Raw genomic sequence first — 18,137 nt, 5'->3', positions numbered from 1 at the left:
GTTCTTGAAGTGGGAGTAAATAATATTAATTTGTGAAATCTGCAGGAGCACAGTAAAGTACAATCTTTGGTCAGCTCTTATCGCCAGCAGCAGAAGTCAGGCTATCGACAACAATCGGCAGCAGTGCGTCAAGTGTAATGGGATCGTTGAAGGCGGCTGATTTCTTATCGATGTAAAACACCCGCTTATTCTTGATTGCAGGAAGTTTATTCCACAGATCACTTGTGTACATAGGACTTGAATCCTCATTTTCTGACGCATCCGGAGATGTAAAGATATAATCGCCAGCAAACTCGGGGAGCTTCTCGAGAGAGAATTCCGCCCAACCAAGCTTCAGGTCGAATGCTTGAGGGCCCTTTAGTCCAAACTCATCATATAAAATTTCCGTTCCCCGTCCGTAACCTTCACCATAAATGGATACACTTTTTCCAGTTTGGCTTAACACAGATACCGTTTGGTCACCGACTGCCAGTAGAACCTGAGGTTTATATTCAGCTATCTTCTTTTCCCAATTATCCACCCATTGTTGAGCCGCATCTGTACGATTCGTCATTTTACCGAAATCAAGCAATTGCTCTTTATAGTTTTTTTCGCCATAATTTATCGTTACGACTGGTGCGATTTTACTTATTTCTTCCAGATTTTTTGTACCTTTAAGGGCAATGATAAGATCTGGATTTAATGTTATAATTTTCTCGTTCGAAAAGGCATCCGGTGCCCCAATGTCCTCCATACCATCGATCTTCCCTTTATAAAAAGGATTCCCCATTGTCATCGTTGGTGCTCCGACCGGATTAATGCCAAGCGCCATGAAATAGCCAACATAGGCATGGGTCAAAATGACGATTCTTTGCGGATTTCTGGGGATCTCGACTTCTCCATCGGCTCCTGTGTACTTTACAGTTGCTGAAGCAGCCGTAGTCTGGTTCGTCTCTGCCTGTCCATTGTTTCCACTGGCTGTTGAGTCGGAGGTTGAACCAGAACTTGCGGTTGCGTTGATGTTATTGTTCGTTACTCCTGAGCATGCGCTTAGAAGTAGAGTAAGACTAAGCAGCACAGTTAAAGCGGTTGACTGTTTTCTATTTCTGATCAAGTGAAGAGCCCCTTTATCCGTATATTGATAATGATTATCATTGCGTTTATTAATATAACGTCTAAGCTTATCAGGAACAATGGATGATCTTAGCATTAGCAATGGATTATGCTGCTTAACGATCGGATCATGGCAGGTTTCACGGTAGCGAAGAGGAGACTGCCCGGTATGCTTTTTAAAGATACGGCTAAAATAATACACATCTACATAACCAATGCTTAAGGCTATTTTCTGCAAAGGTGCTTCAGTATTGGCAAGCAGGCTTTTGGCTCTGCTGATACGCAGGCGGATCATATATTCAATGGGACTGCAGGCCGTGCGTTGCTTGAATATCCTCGATAGATGGCTGGGGCTACAATCCAGCAGCGATGCCAGAAACTCCAGAGTCAGAGGCTCAGCATAATGTTCGTGTAAATATTTTAGTGCTTGCTCAGCTGGTTCTGCCCGAATGATTTGAACATCCTGTTCGCGAAGCTGACGAATAAGCTCGTATATAAATTGATAAAACAATGTCCTCGCATGCAGCCGCTCGAGATCGCCAGGCGTGCGCCATTCTTTGGCAATCTGCTCCAGCTGCTCATACAACGACAATGGTTACAAAGGAGCATAGCCGTATTGAATCTGTAAAGGATTCCCGGCGGCCAAGATGCTGCGAATTTCTGGGCTTGCCGGTAGCAGAAAACCTGCTTTATACAGGATAAGATAATATTCAAAACGATCTTGGTTGAGCTGAATATTCAGGCTCATTCCCTTGCCGCCATGGAGCACAAACATACTGTTCACGACATACTCCACGTTATCAAGCGTAATCTGTGCTGACCCGCGAATAGCAAAAAGAAACCCGTTAGCGGGCAGTCGATAAGCCAGAGGTTCGTCGCCACTGGTCATTGTTGCATGTCTGACATCCATTAGTTTAACAGAGGCAGATGTCCAAATTAGCATATGCTCGTTTATCTTCATTCCGTCACCACCTGTTGCCGATTCTTGATTGACTTCTCCCTACATATTACTGATAATAATTCTCATTCACAATCTCTTTTTTGTTATAGCATTAGAATTTTGAGAAACTAAAAAGTCTTCCCTGTTAACAAATAAAACACCTATCAATACTGGGCAACGAGAGTCCAGTGTTGATAGGTGTTTTGATATTTTTGTGGCAAACCAAATGATGAATCCAATAAAAATTTAAGCTTCAGGGCAAAATGGTAACACTAGCTTTTTAGCTATGTTGAGGTTTAGTTTCAACCCATGCAACCTTGAGATCTCTTTCTTTGAAATACCACTTATTATCAATTTTTACGAATTTGTCGTAATACCGTATAGATGCGACCATTAATTTTTGGGCATCGCCATCAATGGTTAAATGATGAGCAAAGCAATAGGTTGTCCCAACTGCAGTATCACCAGATAAAGTTACTTTACTTTGACCATTAAAGTGCATGGTGGAGTTATACGTATTTAAGTTTTCAAAAATGGGTGCTAAATCATTTCTGTTATTAACGACTTGGGTTGGTTCTTCCTGACTTTCATCCATAAATACTCTAAAAAGAGTATCTTCAGTAAATAATGCCATTTGACCTTCAGCATCCCGCGTATCTGCACAAAATGCATATGCATCAACGAGATCGCGTATTGCATAACGGTCAGCAATTTCTTCAAGAGATAGTTTATTTACATTTTCCATGTTATCCTCACCTTTTTGTTTATATTGTTTGTATCTGTTTTTCAACATATATTTTGCATCACTTCTATCATCATGATACCGGAGCCGACTTATTAAAGCTTTGTTGTGAAGCTCATTCTGTTTGTCAATTTGGCTCATTCAAACTGACTCCAGAAATTCCCTATTGGATTGCCATGGTGACTTCATGTTATCTTTTACTCAGATAAGGAGTGAGACGAATGGGGTCCGTAATTAGCAAGGCTGTGAAAATGCCTCAGGGTCTATCCGGTGTTGGCATGCTGAAGATGAAAGGATTGTCGGTTATGGGGGCATGTGCTTATTCCGATATCCAGACCGGAAGGATGTATCTGCAGGATCATGTTCTTTTAGCTGTTCTGGAAGGGGTCTACATTGTCAGATACGGTGATCAGGAATATACGGTAAGGAAAAACGAAATGGTGCTTTTACATAAAGGGATTGTCATTGAGTATAAGAAGTATGGGGAAGAGGATTCGAGGCGTGTATTGGATTATATGATGTTCTTTCTGAAGGATGAATTGCTTCATGAGTTTATGAAGATATCCAGTCTTCCTTCTTCCGAGTCTGTATCGCCTGTTCCAGTTGCCGTTCATTCGGTGAACGAGCGCCTGTTAAGCTATATTGCATCACTTAAGCCCTATTTTGACGAGCCGGAGGGCATTCAAGACGAATTAATTAAACTGAAAATGCTAGAGCTTTTATTTGATATATTGGATGCGGACAAAGGGTTATTGAACCAAATTTTGCAGCTGAGGCAGCAACGTCGCACAAGCATTGTGGAGGTAGTGGAAAAGAATCTGCTAAACCCGATATCGCTTCAGGATCTGGCCTATTTGTCTGGCAGAAGCTTATCGACCTTCAAAAGGGAATTTCGGAAGATTTATAATGAGCCTGCCATTCAATGGATTCGTAATCGCCGGTTAGAGAAGGCTAAGGAGCTATTGACCCATCCCGGAATATCCATAACGGAAGTCTGTATGGCTACAGGCTTCGAAAACGTCTCGCACTTCTCGAAAGTTTGGAAGAAGAAGTATGGGGTCCCTCCATCGGCAATGAGGAATCGCAGCGCTTCCGAAAAATATATTGTTGAGGGGTAAGAAAGGTGGATCGAATCATGACTATTCATCGCCGCGATGAGAAACAACAGCTTCCCCTTCCTCAAGAGGAAATCTTCGTCATTCTCAATGCAGCCGACGAGATTTCCGCGCGTGGAGGCAGGACGATGCTGGCAAAACTTCTAAAAGGCTCCAAGGACAAGCGGTTGATAGGATTGGAGTTGGATAAGACGCCTTGCTATGGCTATTTTGCCAAGAATACGTTGGACGAAATAACCACAAAAATTGATTGGATGCTCAAGCATGAATTCCTTGCCATTGAGATATACGGTAAATTGCCACTCCTCGTATTTACGGAAAGAGGCTGGAAAATCACGCGGTCTCTTCAAATAGAGTCGTTCCTGAATGAATGGAATACCTGGTTGGATCAAGGGAAAGTGGATATTGATATGACGTACTTGAAAGAACGAAACCGGGAAATGATGCTGCTCTTCCTTGAACGGATCAAAGAGAGCGGCGATTTGAAGTACGTTCCTTATATGCGAATGTGGGCCGCAATCGCTTTCAAGAAAGTCGCAACTGTTATTAACATGACAATAGATGAAATGCTGAAGCAGTCATCTGTCGCTAAAGGCTCATCTCTATATCCCCGTGAACGAGAAGAGGTGCTCATGGCGCTTCAGATGAACATGCTGGTGCTGCAGCCTAAAATATTGAAGTGCTGGGATTGCAGAGAGCGGTTCGTATTTGAGGTGGAGGAACAGGAGTTTTTTAAGTTGAAAGGGTTCAATGACCCAAAGCGCTGCCCGGAATGCCGGGAAAGGAAGATGCTTAGGCGCATGGGAATTGATCTAGAAGCGGGTGATTCGTTATGAGTCCCCCGTAATTTCAATTCCCTAGTACCTCAAGGCTTCCTCAAGTTCTTAATTCCCTCTTATTCTGCGGTATTTAGTATATTCCACTATGTAAATTCCTTATATGGCAAATAATGCATTGATTTAAGCGATCAATTGTGTTAATTTACCCATAATTCATAGTAATTTGATATGAATTAACGGAATTAAAAAGTGTAACTAATTAGACGAATATGGTAAACATCTCGAAAACACCTCCAAATGAAATGAACTTCAATTGGAGGACTCCTTTATTCGTCAAACAGAAAAGGGGAATTTCATATGGCTAAAGAAAGTAGAGTTAAACAACGTAAATTTGGAATATTCCAGCTTGCGATTGCAGTATCTGTTTTGATTAATCTTTTTGCACTCACGATCCCGGTTGCTGCAGCAGAAGTGGACAAGACGATTTTAGATATATCAAAAGGGAACATTATTATCGACAAAGACTCTGTAATAGGTAAGAAGCCTGACAATAGCAACGCAGCTTATAATTCGAATGGCTATATTATTACGGGAAATATTATAAACAGCTATACCGTTGTTATTAAAGGTGGTGTGGAGCAAAATGTAACGCTTCACGACACATCAATTACGAAAAACGATACATCTCATGTTTCTATTCCGACAATTTCAATATTAGGAGAGGGCACTAAGGTTAACTTAATCTTGAGCGGGAAGAATACCGTGTCTTCCTATAATGGAGAAAACCAAAAAGCTGCAATAAGCGTTCCTGAAGGCACTGAGCTTACTATTGATACGATTGACGACACGGATAGACATTCCTTAACCGTTAGTAGCTATAGCGGTGCGGCAGCAATCGGTGGGAATTATGGGGAAACAGCGGGGAAGATTACAATTAATCACGGAACAATTTCAGCAAGTTTTATAAATAAAGGAAATAAGGCTGCTGCCATAGGTGGTGGAGAAGGTGGAGCAGGGGGGACAATCGTCATTAATGGCGGAGTCATTTCAGTAGAATCTTACGAAGGAAGCGCTGCTGCCATCGGCGGCGGCGATGTACGTTTCAGTTACCCTGCTAAATCGACGCACATTACTATTAACGGCGGAACTATATCTACGAAAGTACCAAATGGTGCTATAGCTAACAATTACGATTCGATTGGTTTTGGACAAGCTTCGCCTGCGAATAGTGCTGACAATTTGCTGAAGACGACGGTCATCGTTAATGGGGGTAACATTTACAATAAAAATGGAACCAACAATAATACGATCTATCTTCTCAACGGAAGACAGCCAGTGAATGCGGCTGGCACTACTTTATATTCTACAGCAATTAAAGTGGATGCTTCTACAGTTCCCGCGAACGGAACTGCGGTGTCCGTCAATTATGATGGGAAAACACTTAACACCTCGATTTTGAATAACGGGTACATCTATCTTTTCCTTCCTGTCGGTACACGACAGGTTGAAATTACAGCTGCTGGAAAGACCTATTATGGTCATGTTGAGACAACGGCATTAACTAACGTAAATCCTAATAGCTCCGGTATAGTATCACGCACCATTGCTACTAAGCCAACGATCAAAATTTATAATGACGATGTAGAAGTTATCAAGTTCAACGTTGGAGAAAAAAGTACGCTTTCTGTTACGAACGTATCTGACGTATTCAATAAAAGTAACTACAAATTGGTCTATGGAGAAGATTTTACTGTTGAATGGTACAATGGCTCGACGCGGATTGACCCTGCCAGCTACGCAGCAAACCCATCCCAATTAACGGTAATACCATCAACCAAAGCGGATAAATACAAAGCTATATTTGTTCCCCTCACTACAGCAAATAGTAAGGTAGATACCAAAAGCAGTGATTCTGATGTTCTAACACCAACGGAGATCACCGTCAATATTGCAGCCATCCTGGGTGTAACCGCACCAGGAAATGGCGGTACACCAGTAAAGGTAATCACGCCAACGGATCAATACACAGGGACAGTAACCTGGACCCCCTCACATGCAACTTTTGGTGCAAGCACAAAGTATACGGCGAGAATTGCATTGACTGCAAAACCAGGCTATACGTTTAATGGCGTATCAGCTAACTCTTTCACGGTAAGCGGAGCAACAACCGTAACAAATTCTATTAACACGGGAATAGTAACGGCTGTGTTCCCGGAGACACGAGCAGTTCCGGATACTGCAATCAATATAACAGCCATCCCAGGTGTAACCGCACTAGTAAAGGGTGCGACACCAGTAACGGCAATCACGGGAACAGAACAATATACAGGAACAGTGAGCTGGGAGCCAACAGCTGGAACGTTTGGCGCGAGCACAACGTATACGGCGACAATTACATTGACGGCAAAAGCAGGGTACACATTAGCAGGAGTGTTAGCTAACTCTTTCACAGTAATTGGAGCAACAAACGTAACCCATGCTGCCAACTCGGGAGTTGTAACAGCAGTATTCCCGGCGACAGAAGCCAACGTGATCAGTATTTCCGCTATCCCAGGTGTAACCTCACCAGTAAATGGTGAGACACCGGTAACGGAAATTACGCCAACTGATGAATACACAGGGACGGTTAGATGGGAGCCAACAGCTGGTACGTTTGGCGCGAGCACAACGTATACGGCGACAATTACATTGACGGCCAAACCAGGATACACATTAACAGGAGTGTCAGCTAACTCTTTCACAGTAATTGGAGCAACAACAGTGGCTCATGCTGCCAACTCGGGAATTGTAACAGCAGTATTTCCGGCGACAGCAGCCAATCCAGCTGTAATCAGTATCTCCGCTATCCCAGGTGTAACCGCACCAGTAAAGGGCGAGACACCGGTAACGGAAATTACGCCAACTGATGAATACACAGGAACAGTGAGCTGGGAGCCAACAGCTGGTGCGTTTGGCGCGAGCACAACGTATACGGCGACAATTACATTGACGGCCAAACCAGGGTACACATTAGCAGGAGTGTTAGCTAATTCTTTCACAGTAATTGGAGCAACAACCGTAACCCATGCTGCCAACTCGGGAGTTGTAACAGCTGTTTTCCCGGTAACAGAAGCCAACGTGATCAGTATTTCCGCTATCCCAGGTGTAACCGCACCGGCAAATGGCGCGACACCGGTAACGGAAATTACGCCAACTGATGAATACACAGGAACAGTGAGCTGGGAGCCAACAGCTGGTACTTTTGGGGCAAGCACAACGTATACGGCAACAATTACGTTGACGGCCAAACCAGGGTATACATTAGCAGGAGTGTTAGCTAACTCTTTCACAGTAATTGGAGCAACAACCGTAGCCCATGCTGAAAACTCAGGAGTCGTAACAGCAGTATTCCCGGCGACAGCAGCAGATCCCGATCCGGATGTTGATGCCGTAATCAGTATCTTTGCCATCCCAGGTATAAACGCACCGGCAAATGGTGCGACACCGGTAACAGCAATTACGGAAACAGAACAATATACAGGAACAGTGAGCTGGGAGCCAACAGCTGGAACATTTGGCGCGAGCACAACGTATACGGCGACAGTTTTATTGACGTCAAAAGCAGGGTACACGCTAACAGGAGTGTCAGCTAATTCTTTCACAGTAATTGGAGCAACAACTGTAACCCATGCTGCCAACTCGGGAGTCGTGACAGCGGTATTCCCGGCGACAGCAGCAGATCCCGATCGGGATGTTGATGCCGTAATCAGTATCTTTGCCATCCCAGGTATAAACGCACCGGCAAATGGTGCGACACCGGTAACGGAAATTACGCCAACTGATGAATACACAGGAACAGTGAGCTGGGAACCAACAGCTGGAACGTTTGGCGCGAGCACAACGTATACGGCGACAATTACTTTGACGTCAAAAACAGGGTACACGCTAACAGGAGTGTCAGCTAACTCTTTCACAGTAATTGGAGCAACAACCGTAACCCATGCTGCAAACTCGGGAGTCGTGACAGCGGTATTCCCGACGACAGCGGCAAAAAGAGTAACTGTCACAATACAAGCAGGAACAGGTGGTACAATTACCACGGGTACAAGCGGAAGTTTTGGAGTTGGGGAAACAATCACATTGGCAGCATCTGCAAACAGCAATTATTCATTCATTGGTTGGACTTCAAATGGGGGAACGTTCGCAAATGCAAACAGCGTATCCACTATATTTACAGTTCCGGATGCTAACGTTTCCTTAACGGCGAATTTTACTTACTCCGGCGGAAATAACAGTGTAGAGGCGCCGACATCTCCGTCTGTACCGACATCTCCGTCTATACCGGAACCTCATCCGGAACCTCAACCGTCGGTTGATGTATATCGGAGCGACGTGATTAATTTAAGCAGCTTAGTTGATTTTATCGAATCCAAGGTTACTGAAGGTAAAAATTCGACAGTTAAGGTTGAATCTGATGATACTAAAGGACACTGGGCTGAGAAGACTATCGATACGTTTGTGAACCTGCACATCATTGAAGGCTACGGACAAGGGAAATTTAAGCCTAATGGTAATATTACACGTGCTGAATTCGCTGTGCTCATCACTCGAGTATTCGGTATCAGTGATGTCAATAATTCCATTGTGCTGAATGATGTGGGCAATCACTGGGCTAAGGAAGCAATTGAAAAGCTTGCAGGCTTAGGGGTGATCGGCGGCTATGGCGATGGGACCTTTAAACCGGACAAATCGATTAGCCGCGAAGAAATTGTCATCATTCTTTCCCGCATTTTGAACCTGGATAAGTTGAATAAAGATTCGTCCAAAGGGAAATTCACTGATCTGGATGCCTCAAGCCCTTATGCAGCTGACGAAATCCAGAAGGCAGCTGAAGCCGGTATTATTAGCGGCAAGAGTAATGGCACCTTCGATCCTAAAGGAAAAGCTACACGCGCAGAAGCTCTAACAGTACTTCTGAATGCTTTGAACCTCGACCCTAAAGTTAAAACTCTATTAGAGAGCCTGAACTAATCCATATTACAAAAAAAGCAGATCTGTCTGGAACTTGGACTGGTCTGCTTTTTCGTATTCGATCAGTAAAACAAACTCCCATTTTGTACTGATAGAGAAATCCAATGAGAGAATAGAACTACTCTATTGGGCTAACCATTTACTTTTAGCCTGTAAAGGGGTATCTTGATAAAACCTAGTATGTTTATAGGAATTAAGAGCTGCGTTTCAGCGAAGGGGTTTATTGGAATGAGAAAGATTATGTTGTCCTTATTGGTTGTTACTATGTTGGCAGTAGTGCTGTCCGCCTGCGGTAAAAGTAATTCAGAGGGAAGCAAGGGTGATAGTGTAAAGAAAATCGTAGTGGGTACAGGTACGAAGTTCCCACAAGTATTTTTCCTAGATGATAAGGGTGAGCTGGCGGGATTTGATATTGAACTGCTGAAGGAAATCGACAAGAGGCTTCCGCAGTATGAATTTGAATTCACAACTTCGGATTTGACTAATCTGTTCCTAAGCCTTAAGACGAACAAAGTGGATTTGATTGCCCATCAGCTTGAGAAAAACCCTGAGCGTGAAGCTGAGTATTTGTTCAATGAATTGCCTTACGCATATTGGAAAAGCAAAATTATCGTGTCCAAGGATAATAATGAACCCATTAAGTCTCTAGCCGATTTGAAGGACAAGAAGGCAATTGTAACGGCTAACAGCGCTGCGGCGACAATGCTGGAGAACTACAACAAAGAACACGATAACGCGATCAAAATTGTTTATCAAAGCGGTGCAGCCAACGATATGCTTACACAGATTTCCTCTGGCAGAGCGGATTTCTTCATTGCTCCTGACTTTACGCTAGGCATTGTCGATCCGAAAGGCCTGTTGAAGTCGGTAGGCGAGCCACTGACCTCCTCAGACATTCAGTACGTATTCCGCAAGGATGATCCAGATTCCAAAACATTGGCCGATGCTATCGATGGCGTGCTGAAAGAATTGCGTGCTGACGGTACATTGACGGCTTTGAGTAATAAGTGGCTTGGTTTTGATGCTACGGTTAAATAGACTGTCGGTGAAGGGAGGGCGGCTTGATGTATCAATCACTTGATTTTCATTTTGTCCTGGATTATTTCATCAAATTGCTGCCTTTCGTCCGCATCTCGCTGGTTATCGTTGTTTGTTCAGTTGCGCTTGGTCTGGTGGCAGGCTTTATAGTCGCTCTTCCGAGGCTGTACAGCATTCCAGTGCTGCAGCGGGTGTCACAGCTCTATGCTTCCTTTTTCCGAGGAACGCCGATTCTAATCCAGCTGTTTCTAATTTATTATTTGTTACCCGAGCTGTTGAAGCTTGTGGGAGCTGATGTCACAAGGGCGCCTGCCCTTGTGTTTGTCATTATCGCCTATGGTTTGCATAATGCCGCGTTTGTGTCGGAAGGAATACGAGCAGCAGTAAGTGCGGTTGATCGCGGACAGGTAGAGGCGGGTTATGCGCTTGGAATGACGGGGCGGCAGGCTTTTTTCCGTATCGTTTTCCCACAAGCACTGGCCATCGCGATGCCCATACTCGGTAATCTAGTCATTGCGACCTTGAAAGATACCTCGCTGGCCTTTACTCTCGGCGTCATGGAATTATCAGGCAAGGCACAGACTTTGCCGTTGATGTCCCAGCGGTTTATGGAAACCTATATAGCACTGGCTATTATTTATTATTTGATCAGTCTTGTTCTTGAAAAGCTATTTAGGCGCGCGGAGCTCAGACTGCTCAGACATGAGTTACCGGATGATGTGATTAACCGCAGGGGAGTTATCGGTAGGTTACTTAGCAAGAGGCGCGGTCAGCTAGCGAAAGGGGGGGCAGAAAATGTCCATTGATTTGGCATTTATTTGGACGGCGTTTGTGAAGCTGCTGCCTGCATTACCGAACACCATTCTGATTACGACAGTGTCAATGGTTTTCGGGCTGCTGATTGGTACGCTGACGGCCTTTGCCCGTGTTCATAACGTGCCGGTAGTCAGTCAGCTATCAGCTGCCTATGTCAGCTTTATCCGGGGGACTCCAACACTCACTCATCTGCTGCTCGTCTATTTTGGTCTCCCGTTAATTGTTGATCAACTGGCAGCTCACTACCACTGGTCGTTCACTGCCATAGACATTCCGATGATTGGTTTTGCCTATATCGCCTTCTCTATTACAGCTGGGGCCTACTTGTCCGAGGTGGTACGTTCAGGTCTGCTTGCGGTTGACAAGGGACAGACGGAAGCGGGTCTTTCAATCGGGATGAACAGACTGCAAGTGATTCGGCGAATCGTGCTGCCCCAGGCGCTTGCCACGTCTGTGCCTAATCTTGGCAATGCCTTTATTGGGCTGATGCACGGCTCGACGCTTGCCTTTGCCGTTTCAGTTGTAGATATTAATGCAAAAGCGCAGATCATCGCTTCTAATAACTGGAAGTACCTAGAGGCTTATATAGCAGCAGCTCTACTCTTCTGGGGTTTAACTATTTGTATTGAGAAATTGGCGTCGGTACTTGAAAAAAGAATTCAAGTATATGCCAGAGGGGGTGTCTCATGATAGCTGTTCAGCAATTGGAAAAATCGTTTGGCAAGCAGCATATTTTGCGAGGTATCAATCTTAATGTGCAAAAGGGCGATGTAGTGGCGATTATCGGGCCAAGCGGCTCTGGGAAGACGACTTTACTGCGCTGCCTCAACTATCTGGAACGACCAGAGGCAGGTCTAATTACCATTGGCGATGCGGCGGTTAATTGTGCGAAGGCTAGCAAGCGGGACATTCACAACCTGCGGCAGCGTACGGCAATGGTATTTCAGCAATATAATCTATTTCGTCACAAGACGGCGTTGGAGAATGTGATGGAGTGTCTAGTTGTTGTAAAAAAGCTCCCGAAGGCGGAGGCGAGGGAGCGAAGCGTTGCTCTGCTTGAGAGAGTAGGACTTGGGGACAAGCTCGATGCGTATCCCAGCCGGCTGTCCGGCGGTCAGCAGCAGCGAGTAGGTATAGCTCGCGCCCTTGCAATTAATCCCGAGGCTATCTTGTTCGATGAGCCAACATCCGCGCTTGATCCCGAGCTGGTAGGAGAGGTGTTGGCTGTCATCCGCCAGATTGCTCAGGAAGGCATTACGATGGTAATCGTTACCCATGAGCTTGCTTTTGCCCAAGAGGTAGCCAACCATGTCATTTTTATGGAGGATGGCCAAATCGTCGAGGAGGGCAGTCCCCAGGAGTTATTTGTCTCGCCGAGGGAAGAGCGGACTAAGCAGTTTTTAAATCGTTTTCGTCAGGTGGAATATTCCATTTAGATAAAAAGGAGTGATATCAATGGCTTTACGGCTTGGTATTTTAGATCAAAGTGTTGTTTTTCCAGGGCTGTCGACTCAGGAAGCACTGCAGTATACGATAAAGCTTGCGCAGCTTGGCGAACGGCTCGGGTATGAGCGCTTCTGGATAGCTGAGCATCATGGTACTCCTTTCAGCGCGGGGCCTTCCCCTGAAGTGTTGGCTGCTTATCTACTTGCACAGACTTCAACAATTCGAATCGGGTCCGGCGGCGTCATGCTTCAGCATTACAGCCCGTACAAGGTTGCGGAAAATTTCAATCTTCTAGCAACGCTTGCCCCAGGCAGGGTAGATCTGGGTGTTGGTCGGGCACCGGGCGGAATGCCGCTTACGACGAAGGCACTGCAGGTAGGTGGGGAGCAGCAGCCGCTGGAGGAGAAGCTCGCTGAGCTGGATGTTTTTTTGCACGGTCCCGCAGGAGAAGAGCATCCGCTGGCTGGTCTACAAGCGAATCCGCTGCCAGCTGAGGCGGCAGAAGTTTATGTGCTAGGTACAAGCGTGGCAAGCGCGGAGCTGGCGGCGAGCTTGGGCTACCGCTATGTGTATGCCTTGTCTATTCACAATAATCCTGAAGTTGCTGCTGCCGCTTTTTCTGCCTATCGTGCACAATTTCAAGCTGTACGTGGCAGGCAGCCGGAGGCGCTGCTCGGCATAGCTGTCGTAGTTGCACCTACCGAGGAGGAGGCTGTGGAGCTGGCAGGTGAGGGTGTTAATGTTCGAATTACCTTTGAGGATGGGCAGACGGTCAACGTCACGTCACTTGAGCAAGCGGAGCTGTTTATCAAGCAGTCCGGGAAAGCCTACACTAAAGAGGTTAAGAAATCCAATGTCGTGCACGGTACTGTCTCTTCTGTACGTCGTCAATTGCTGGAGCTGAAGGAGACATTCAATATAGACGGCTTTATTGCTAGCAATCTTACTGCGGATGTGGAGAAACGGTTCCGTTCATTCGAGTTGCTTTATGAAGCTGCATCAGGAATAGAAGATTCAAGCGCCTTAGAAGCGCAAGTAAAAGGATAGTGAGGTGACCGTGCATGGGAGCGCATAAACAGTTGAAGCTCGGCGCAATGCTTCATGGCATTAGCGGCAACGTCGGTGCATGGCGGCATCCGGAGGTTCCGCCGGACGCTAGCGTGAGCCTTGAGTTTTATAAGAGGCAGGTACTTGCTGCCGAACGGAGCAAATTCGATTTTGTATTTATCGCTGATGGGCTGTATATTACGGAACAATCCATCCCTCATTTTCTGAATCGTTTTGAGCCGATTACGATTTTATCGGCGCTTGCCGGCATCACCTCGCGCATCGGGCTAGTCGGCACATTGTCTACTACCTACAGCGAGCCGTTCACTGTTGCCAGACAATTCGGCTCATTGGATCTGATCAGCAACGGCAGGGCGGGATGGAATGTCGTCACCTCTCCACTTGCAGGATCGGAGAAAAATCATAACAACCGCAAGCATCCCAGCCATTCGGAGCGCTATGCCATAGCGGACGAGCATCTTGGTGTGGTTCGGGGGCTATGGAGCTCTTGGGAGGATGACGCGTTCGTGCACGACAAGCCGTCGGGGGTCTTTTTTAACCCTGACAAAATGCATCATCTCAATCACGAAGGAGCCTATTTCAAGGTTCAGGGGCCACTCAATATCGCACGTTCAAAACAAGGAGAACCAGTTATATTCCAAGCTGGCTCCTCTGATAGTGGCAAGGAGCTGGCAGCCAGAAGTGCGGATGCGGTGTTTACGGCACAGGGGAGCTTAGAGGATGCCAAGGCGTTCTATAAGGACGTTAAGGAACGGGCAGTCAAGTATGGCCGCTCGCCCGATGATATTGTCATAGCTCCGGGTATCGCTCCAATTATTGGACAAACGGCTGAGGAGGCTGAGGCCAAATATCAGGAGGTAGCAAGCCTCGCAAGCATTGATCATGCGCTGGAGCATCTTGGTCGCTTTTTTGAGCACCATGATTTTAGTCAGTATCCATTGGATGAACCGTTTCCTGATTTGGGCGAGCTTGGAAAGGATAGCTTCCAAAGCACGACTAACCTTATTAAACGTAGAGCTCAAGAGGGTGGCTTGACGCTACGACAGCTAGCGCTTGAGCTGGCTACTCCGCGTACGCCGTTTGTGGGCACTCCGGAGCATGTCGCCAACCTAATCGAACAGTGGTATCGAGAGGAGGCAGCGGATGGATTTGTTATTCGCGGTATGCTGCCGAGCTTCTATGATGCGTTTATAGAGCAGGTGGTACCGCTCTTGCAGGAGAGAGGCATCTTTCGTCAGGAGTATGAGTCGGACACGCTGCGTGGCAATCTAGGATTGTCTATTCCGCAAAATCGTTATTCGGCTGCAGTAGAAGCATCAGTAGAGGGGGAATAGGGGATGAGCGTTACACCGATCGACTTGCAAGCCTATTTGGCAGTACACGATCTACTAGTAGAAGAGATAGAAGGGCTGACCGACGAGCAACTGCATTGGAAGCCCGCGCCGGACAAATGGAGCGTGCTGGAGGTGCTGACCCATTTGACCGATCATAATATTGTCGTAACGTTCCGCATTCGAGAGCTGCTCGCTAACTCAACGGCCGCGCTGCCTGCCTTCAGTCAGGACGATTGGGTGAGCGGTCAGCATGCCAATGCGGCTGAGGTATCTGAGCTGCTGTTCTTTTTCCGGCAACTATTGATCTATAACCATCGCTTGTTTTCACGTCTGGATGCAGCCGATTGGCAAAAAAGCGGGCTGAATTTCAAAGGCCAGGTCGTGAGTGTAGCTGATGTTGTTCAGGCCTTCATCAATCATGCGATTGGGCATCTGGCTCAAATCAAACGGAATAAGGATGCTGTACGGGGTCTGCACACTTCAGACTAACCGGCAACTGCGGAAACAGACTAATGCTAGAGTGGGGAGATCTCATGGGAACAGAAGGAATATATATTCGCGAGACAGAGGCAGGCGATCTTCAGGAGATCGAGGACGTGCTGCTGGATGCTTATGGGCAATATTCACAATTTCTATCGCAGGAGCATTGGACAGGCTACAGAGACGACATTCTTCGTCAAGCCCGAGAATCCGGCGCTTGGCGCAAGTTCCTTGCCGTCTCTGAGGAACAAATTGTCGGTAGCGTATTTCTATATGGTCCATCACTGACGGCAGAAGATGTGGAGAACGGCCGGGCAGGTGCGCCTTTTGTTCGATTGCTTGCAGTGCGGCCGTCTGCCAGAGGGAAAGGTGTTGCCACCGCGCTGATTCAGGAGTGCGCTCGTGTTTCTGCCGCCGAGGGCAAGGACTTTCTATATCTCAATACATCAGATATGATGGCTGATGCCGTGCGCCTGTATGAACAGCTTGGATTTGTTCGTGTCCCAGAGTACGAAACTTACAAAGTAGGTATTCTGGTTAAATGCTACAAGCTGGATCTACAGACAACAAGCCTGCTGCATGCCTAGCTCTTGAGATTGGAACATACAAAAGGAGAGGGAGAGCCCTCTAACCAAGATACCCATCCTCGTTTTTTTGGGGGATGGGTATCTTGGTTTCCTGTGTTATTCCAAATCCCCCGACCAACTCTACCAAAGTCGCAGTAACCATAATATGTATAGCTATTGTGCCAATTCACGCGACTAAAGACGCAGTAACCATAGAAAGTATAGCTATTGCGCCAATTCACGCGGCCAAAGACGCAGTAACCATAGAAAGTATAGCTATTGCTCTAACCACCCCTACCAAAGGCGCAGTAACCATAATATGTATAGCTATTGCGCCAACCAACCCTACCATAGTCGCAGTAACCATAGAAAGTATAGCTATTGCTCCAATCCACGCGACTAAAAACGCAGTAACCATAGAAAGTATAGCTATTGCTCCAATTCACGCGGCCAAAGACGCAGTAACCATAGAAAGTATAGCTATTGCGCCAATTCACCCTACCAGAGACGCAGTAACCATAGAAAGTATAGCTATTGCTCCAACCAACTGGTTAGTTTGTTTACCTAGTTATACCAAGCCTTAGGATCAATTGACTTAAGGGAAAAAGTAAGCAATAATTATATAATACATTATTTCTATATGATTAGAGGGTATTTAAATGAATATTGATCATGTGGAGGCTTTTGTATATGTGATCCACTATGGTAGCTTTAACAAAGCGGCCAACGTGCTGTACTTGTCCCAGCCGTCGGTAACGGCTCGCATCCAGTCGCTTGAACGCGAATTGAATTGCAAACTGTTTGACCGGGTTGGTAAGCAGGTGACATTGACAGAGCAGGGGAAGAAATTTTTGCCTTATGCGGAGCAGTTGCTGCGTATCTATCAAAAAAGCAAGCAGCAATTACAGCCGAACACGTTGCTTATGGAGTCTATCAATATCGGTTGTACAGTTTCTGTAGCGAATTACGTTATTTCCGATGTGCTTTCCCGCATGCAGCAAGAGCATCCCGATGTTAGCTTTCGCATTATAACAGGGAGCACGGATGAAATTATGAAGAAGCTGCTTGATCGAGAGCTGGACGTTGGCTTCGTGCGCAATGTAACCCATCCCAATATCCAGTCGGTCAAATATTATGTCGATCCAATCAGACTTTACGTTTATGACGGTCACCCCTTTATCGATCAGGAAAAAGTAACCGTGGAAGCTATTTCCGAGCAGCCGCTTGTCTTTTTCGAGTGCGGGGCACTTGATTGGAAGGAAATTCATCACTTTTTTGAAAAGCAGGAGTTCGCGCCCAATATTCAGTTTTTTGTCGATAATCTGGAGACGGCAAAAAAATTAATTTTGCGTAAAGCCTGCATCGGGTTTTTGCCAGGCATGACGGTTCGGGAGGAAGTGGCTGCCGGCAGGTTGTATGAAATTACGATCCCCGAGGTTGCAGGAACAGCACTTCAGACCAATATTGTCACCTTGCGCGGTGAACAGCCGGCACTCGTGGCGGAACTAGTAAGTATAGCAAATAGGCAATTTTAAGCGCAGTGCGCTATTCTGATTCTGTTACTAGCTCACACCGTTTTTCTCTTATATGTAACTATCGGATGGACGCTGCAAATGGAAGATCGAAAGGCGTGCAGCAGCATCAGAAATCAGTTTCATGCACGCTATACCACGCCATAAAGAAAAGGCCTAGCGCTCTGCAAGGAGGCTAT

At 46.1% G+C, this 18,137-nt stretch carries 16 protein-coding genes; 13 read left to right on the top strand and 3 right to left on the bottom strand.

Annotation, left to right across the window (positions count from 1 at the left end; translation table 11 throughout):
- Window positions 1–70 precede the first annotated feature (70 nt).
- The 3 genes from KCTCHS21_RS24535 to KCTCHS21_RS24525 all read right to left on the bottom strand — a co-directional run bounded on the left by KCTCHS21_RS24535 (window position 71) and on the right by KCTCHS21_RS24525 (window position 2,915).
- Window positions 71–1,678, bottom strand: a complete 1,608-nt coding sequence (locus tag KCTCHS21_RS24535) for an AraC family transcriptional regulator (RefSeq protein WP_162309370.1) — start codon at window positions 1,676–1,678, stop codon at window positions 71–73.
- Between the two features lie 9 nt (window positions 1,679–1,687).
- On the bottom strand, window positions 1,688–2,053 hold the full coding sequence (locus KCTCHS21_RS24530; RefSeq protein ID WP_130614343.1) for a hypothetical protein: 366 nt from the start codon (window positions 2,051–2,053) through the stop codon (window positions 1,688–1,690).
- Window positions 2,054–2,312: 259 nt separating this feature from the next.
- Window positions 2,313–2,915, bottom strand: coding sequence for a nuclear transport factor 2 family protein (locus KCTCHS21_RS24525; protein ID WP_197726483.1), 603 nt, complete (start codon window positions 2,913–2,915; stop codon window positions 2,313–2,315).
- An 80-nt stretch (window positions 2,916–2,995) separates the two neighbouring features.
- On the opposite strand from KCTCHS21_RS24525, the gene KCTCHS21_RS24520 reads away from it, so the two are divergent.
- The 13 genes from KCTCHS21_RS24520 (at window position 2,996) to KCTCHS21_RS24460 (ending at window position 17,961) form a co-directional block, all read left to right on the top strand.
- Entirely contained in the window at window positions 2,996–3,892 is an 897-nt protein-coding gene (locus tag KCTCHS21_RS24520) for a helix-turn-helix domain-containing protein (RefSeq protein ID WP_130614341.1), read from the top strand.
- Window positions 3,893–3,909: 17 nt separating this feature from the next.
- Window positions 3,910–4,725, top strand: a complete 816-nt coding sequence (locus KCTCHS21_RS24515) for an RQC-minor-1 family DNA-binding protein (protein ID WP_130614339.1) — start codon at window positions 3,910–3,912, stop codon at window positions 4,723–4,725.
- A gap of 300 nt (window positions 4,726–5,025) precedes the next feature.
- On the top strand, window positions 5,026–9,678 hold the full coding sequence (locus tag KCTCHS21_RS24510) for an S-layer homology domain-containing protein (protein ID WP_130614337.1): 4,653 nt from the start codon (window positions 5,026–5,028) through the stop codon (window positions 9,676–9,678).
- A 228-nt stretch (window positions 9,679–9,906) separates the two neighbouring features.
- Window positions 9,907–10,716, top strand: a complete 810-nt coding sequence (locus tag KCTCHS21_RS24505; RefSeq protein WP_130614335.1) for a transporter substrate-binding domain-containing protein — start codon at window positions 9,907–9,909, stop codon at window positions 10,714–10,716.
- A gap of 26 nt (window positions 10,717–10,742) precedes the next feature.
- Window positions 10,743–11,522 carry an amino acid ABC transporter permease gene (locus KCTCHS21_RS24500; protein WP_130614333.1) on the top strand — a complete coding sequence of 260 codons (780 nt, stop codon included), beginning with the start codon at window positions 10,743–10,745 and terminating at the stop codon, window positions 11,520–11,522.
- The gene (locus tag KCTCHS21_RS24495; RefSeq protein WP_130614331.1) at window positions 11,512–12,222 is read left to right on the top strand and encodes an amino acid ABC transporter permease; all 711 of its coding nucleotides are present in this window, start codon (window positions 11,512–11,514) and stop codon (window positions 12,220–12,222) included. The genes KCTCHS21_RS24500 and KCTCHS21_RS24495 overlap by 11 nt, the downstream gene beginning before the upstream one ends.
- Complete coding sequence (locus KCTCHS21_RS24490) at window positions 12,219–12,968, top strand: amino acid ABC transporter ATP-binding protein (protein WP_130614329.1); 750 nt, start codon at window positions 12,219–12,221, stop codon at window positions 12,966–12,968. The genes KCTCHS21_RS24495 and KCTCHS21_RS24490 overlap by 4 nt, the downstream gene beginning before the upstream one ends.
- Window positions 12,969–12,987: 19 nt before the next feature.
- Window positions 12,988–14,025: an MsnO8 family LLM class oxidoreductase gene (locus KCTCHS21_RS24485; RefSeq protein WP_130614327.1), complete on the top strand. Its 1,038-nt coding sequence runs from the start codon at window positions 12,988–12,990 to the stop codon at window positions 14,023–14,025.
- 14 nt (window positions 14,026–14,039) lie between these two features.
- Window positions 14,040–15,380 carry an LLM class flavin-dependent oxidoreductase gene (locus tag KCTCHS21_RS24480; protein ID WP_130614325.1) on the top strand — a complete coding sequence of 447 codons (1,341 nt, stop codon included), beginning with the start codon at window positions 14,040–14,042 and terminating at the stop codon, window positions 15,378–15,380.
- A 3-nt stretch (window positions 15,381–15,383) separates the two neighbouring features.
- Window positions 15,384–15,869, top strand: a complete 486-nt coding sequence (locus KCTCHS21_RS24475) for a DinB family protein (protein ID WP_130614323.1) — start codon at window positions 15,384–15,386, stop codon at window positions 15,867–15,869.
- A 23-nt stretch (window positions 15,870–15,892) separates the two neighbouring features.
- The gene (locus tag KCTCHS21_RS24470) at window positions 15,893–16,447 is read left to right on the top strand and encodes a GNAT family N-acetyltransferase (protein WP_130614321.1); all 555 of its coding nucleotides are present in this window, start codon (window positions 15,893–15,895) and stop codon (window positions 16,445–16,447) included.
- 74 nt (window positions 16,448–16,521) lie between these two features.
- Window positions 16,522–17,010, top strand: a complete 489-nt coding sequence (locus KCTCHS21_RS24465; protein ID WP_130614319.1) for a hypothetical protein — start codon at window positions 16,522–16,524, stop codon at window positions 17,008–17,010.
- 75 nt (window positions 17,011–17,085) lie between these two features.
- On the top strand, window positions 17,086–17,961 hold the full coding sequence (locus KCTCHS21_RS24460) for a LysR family transcriptional regulator (RefSeq protein ID WP_130614317.1): 876 nt from the start codon (window positions 17,086–17,088) through the stop codon (window positions 17,959–17,961).
- The last annotated feature ends 176 nt before the right edge of the window (window positions 17,962–18,137 follow it).

This window comes from Cohnella abietis, from assembly GCF_004295585.1.
Lineage (GTDB): Bacteria > Bacillota > Bacilli > Paenibacillales > Paenibacillaceae > Cohnella > Cohnella abietis.
Note: the sequence above shows the minus strand (reverse complement) of the source record. Positions and strands in the feature narration are given on the sequence as shown.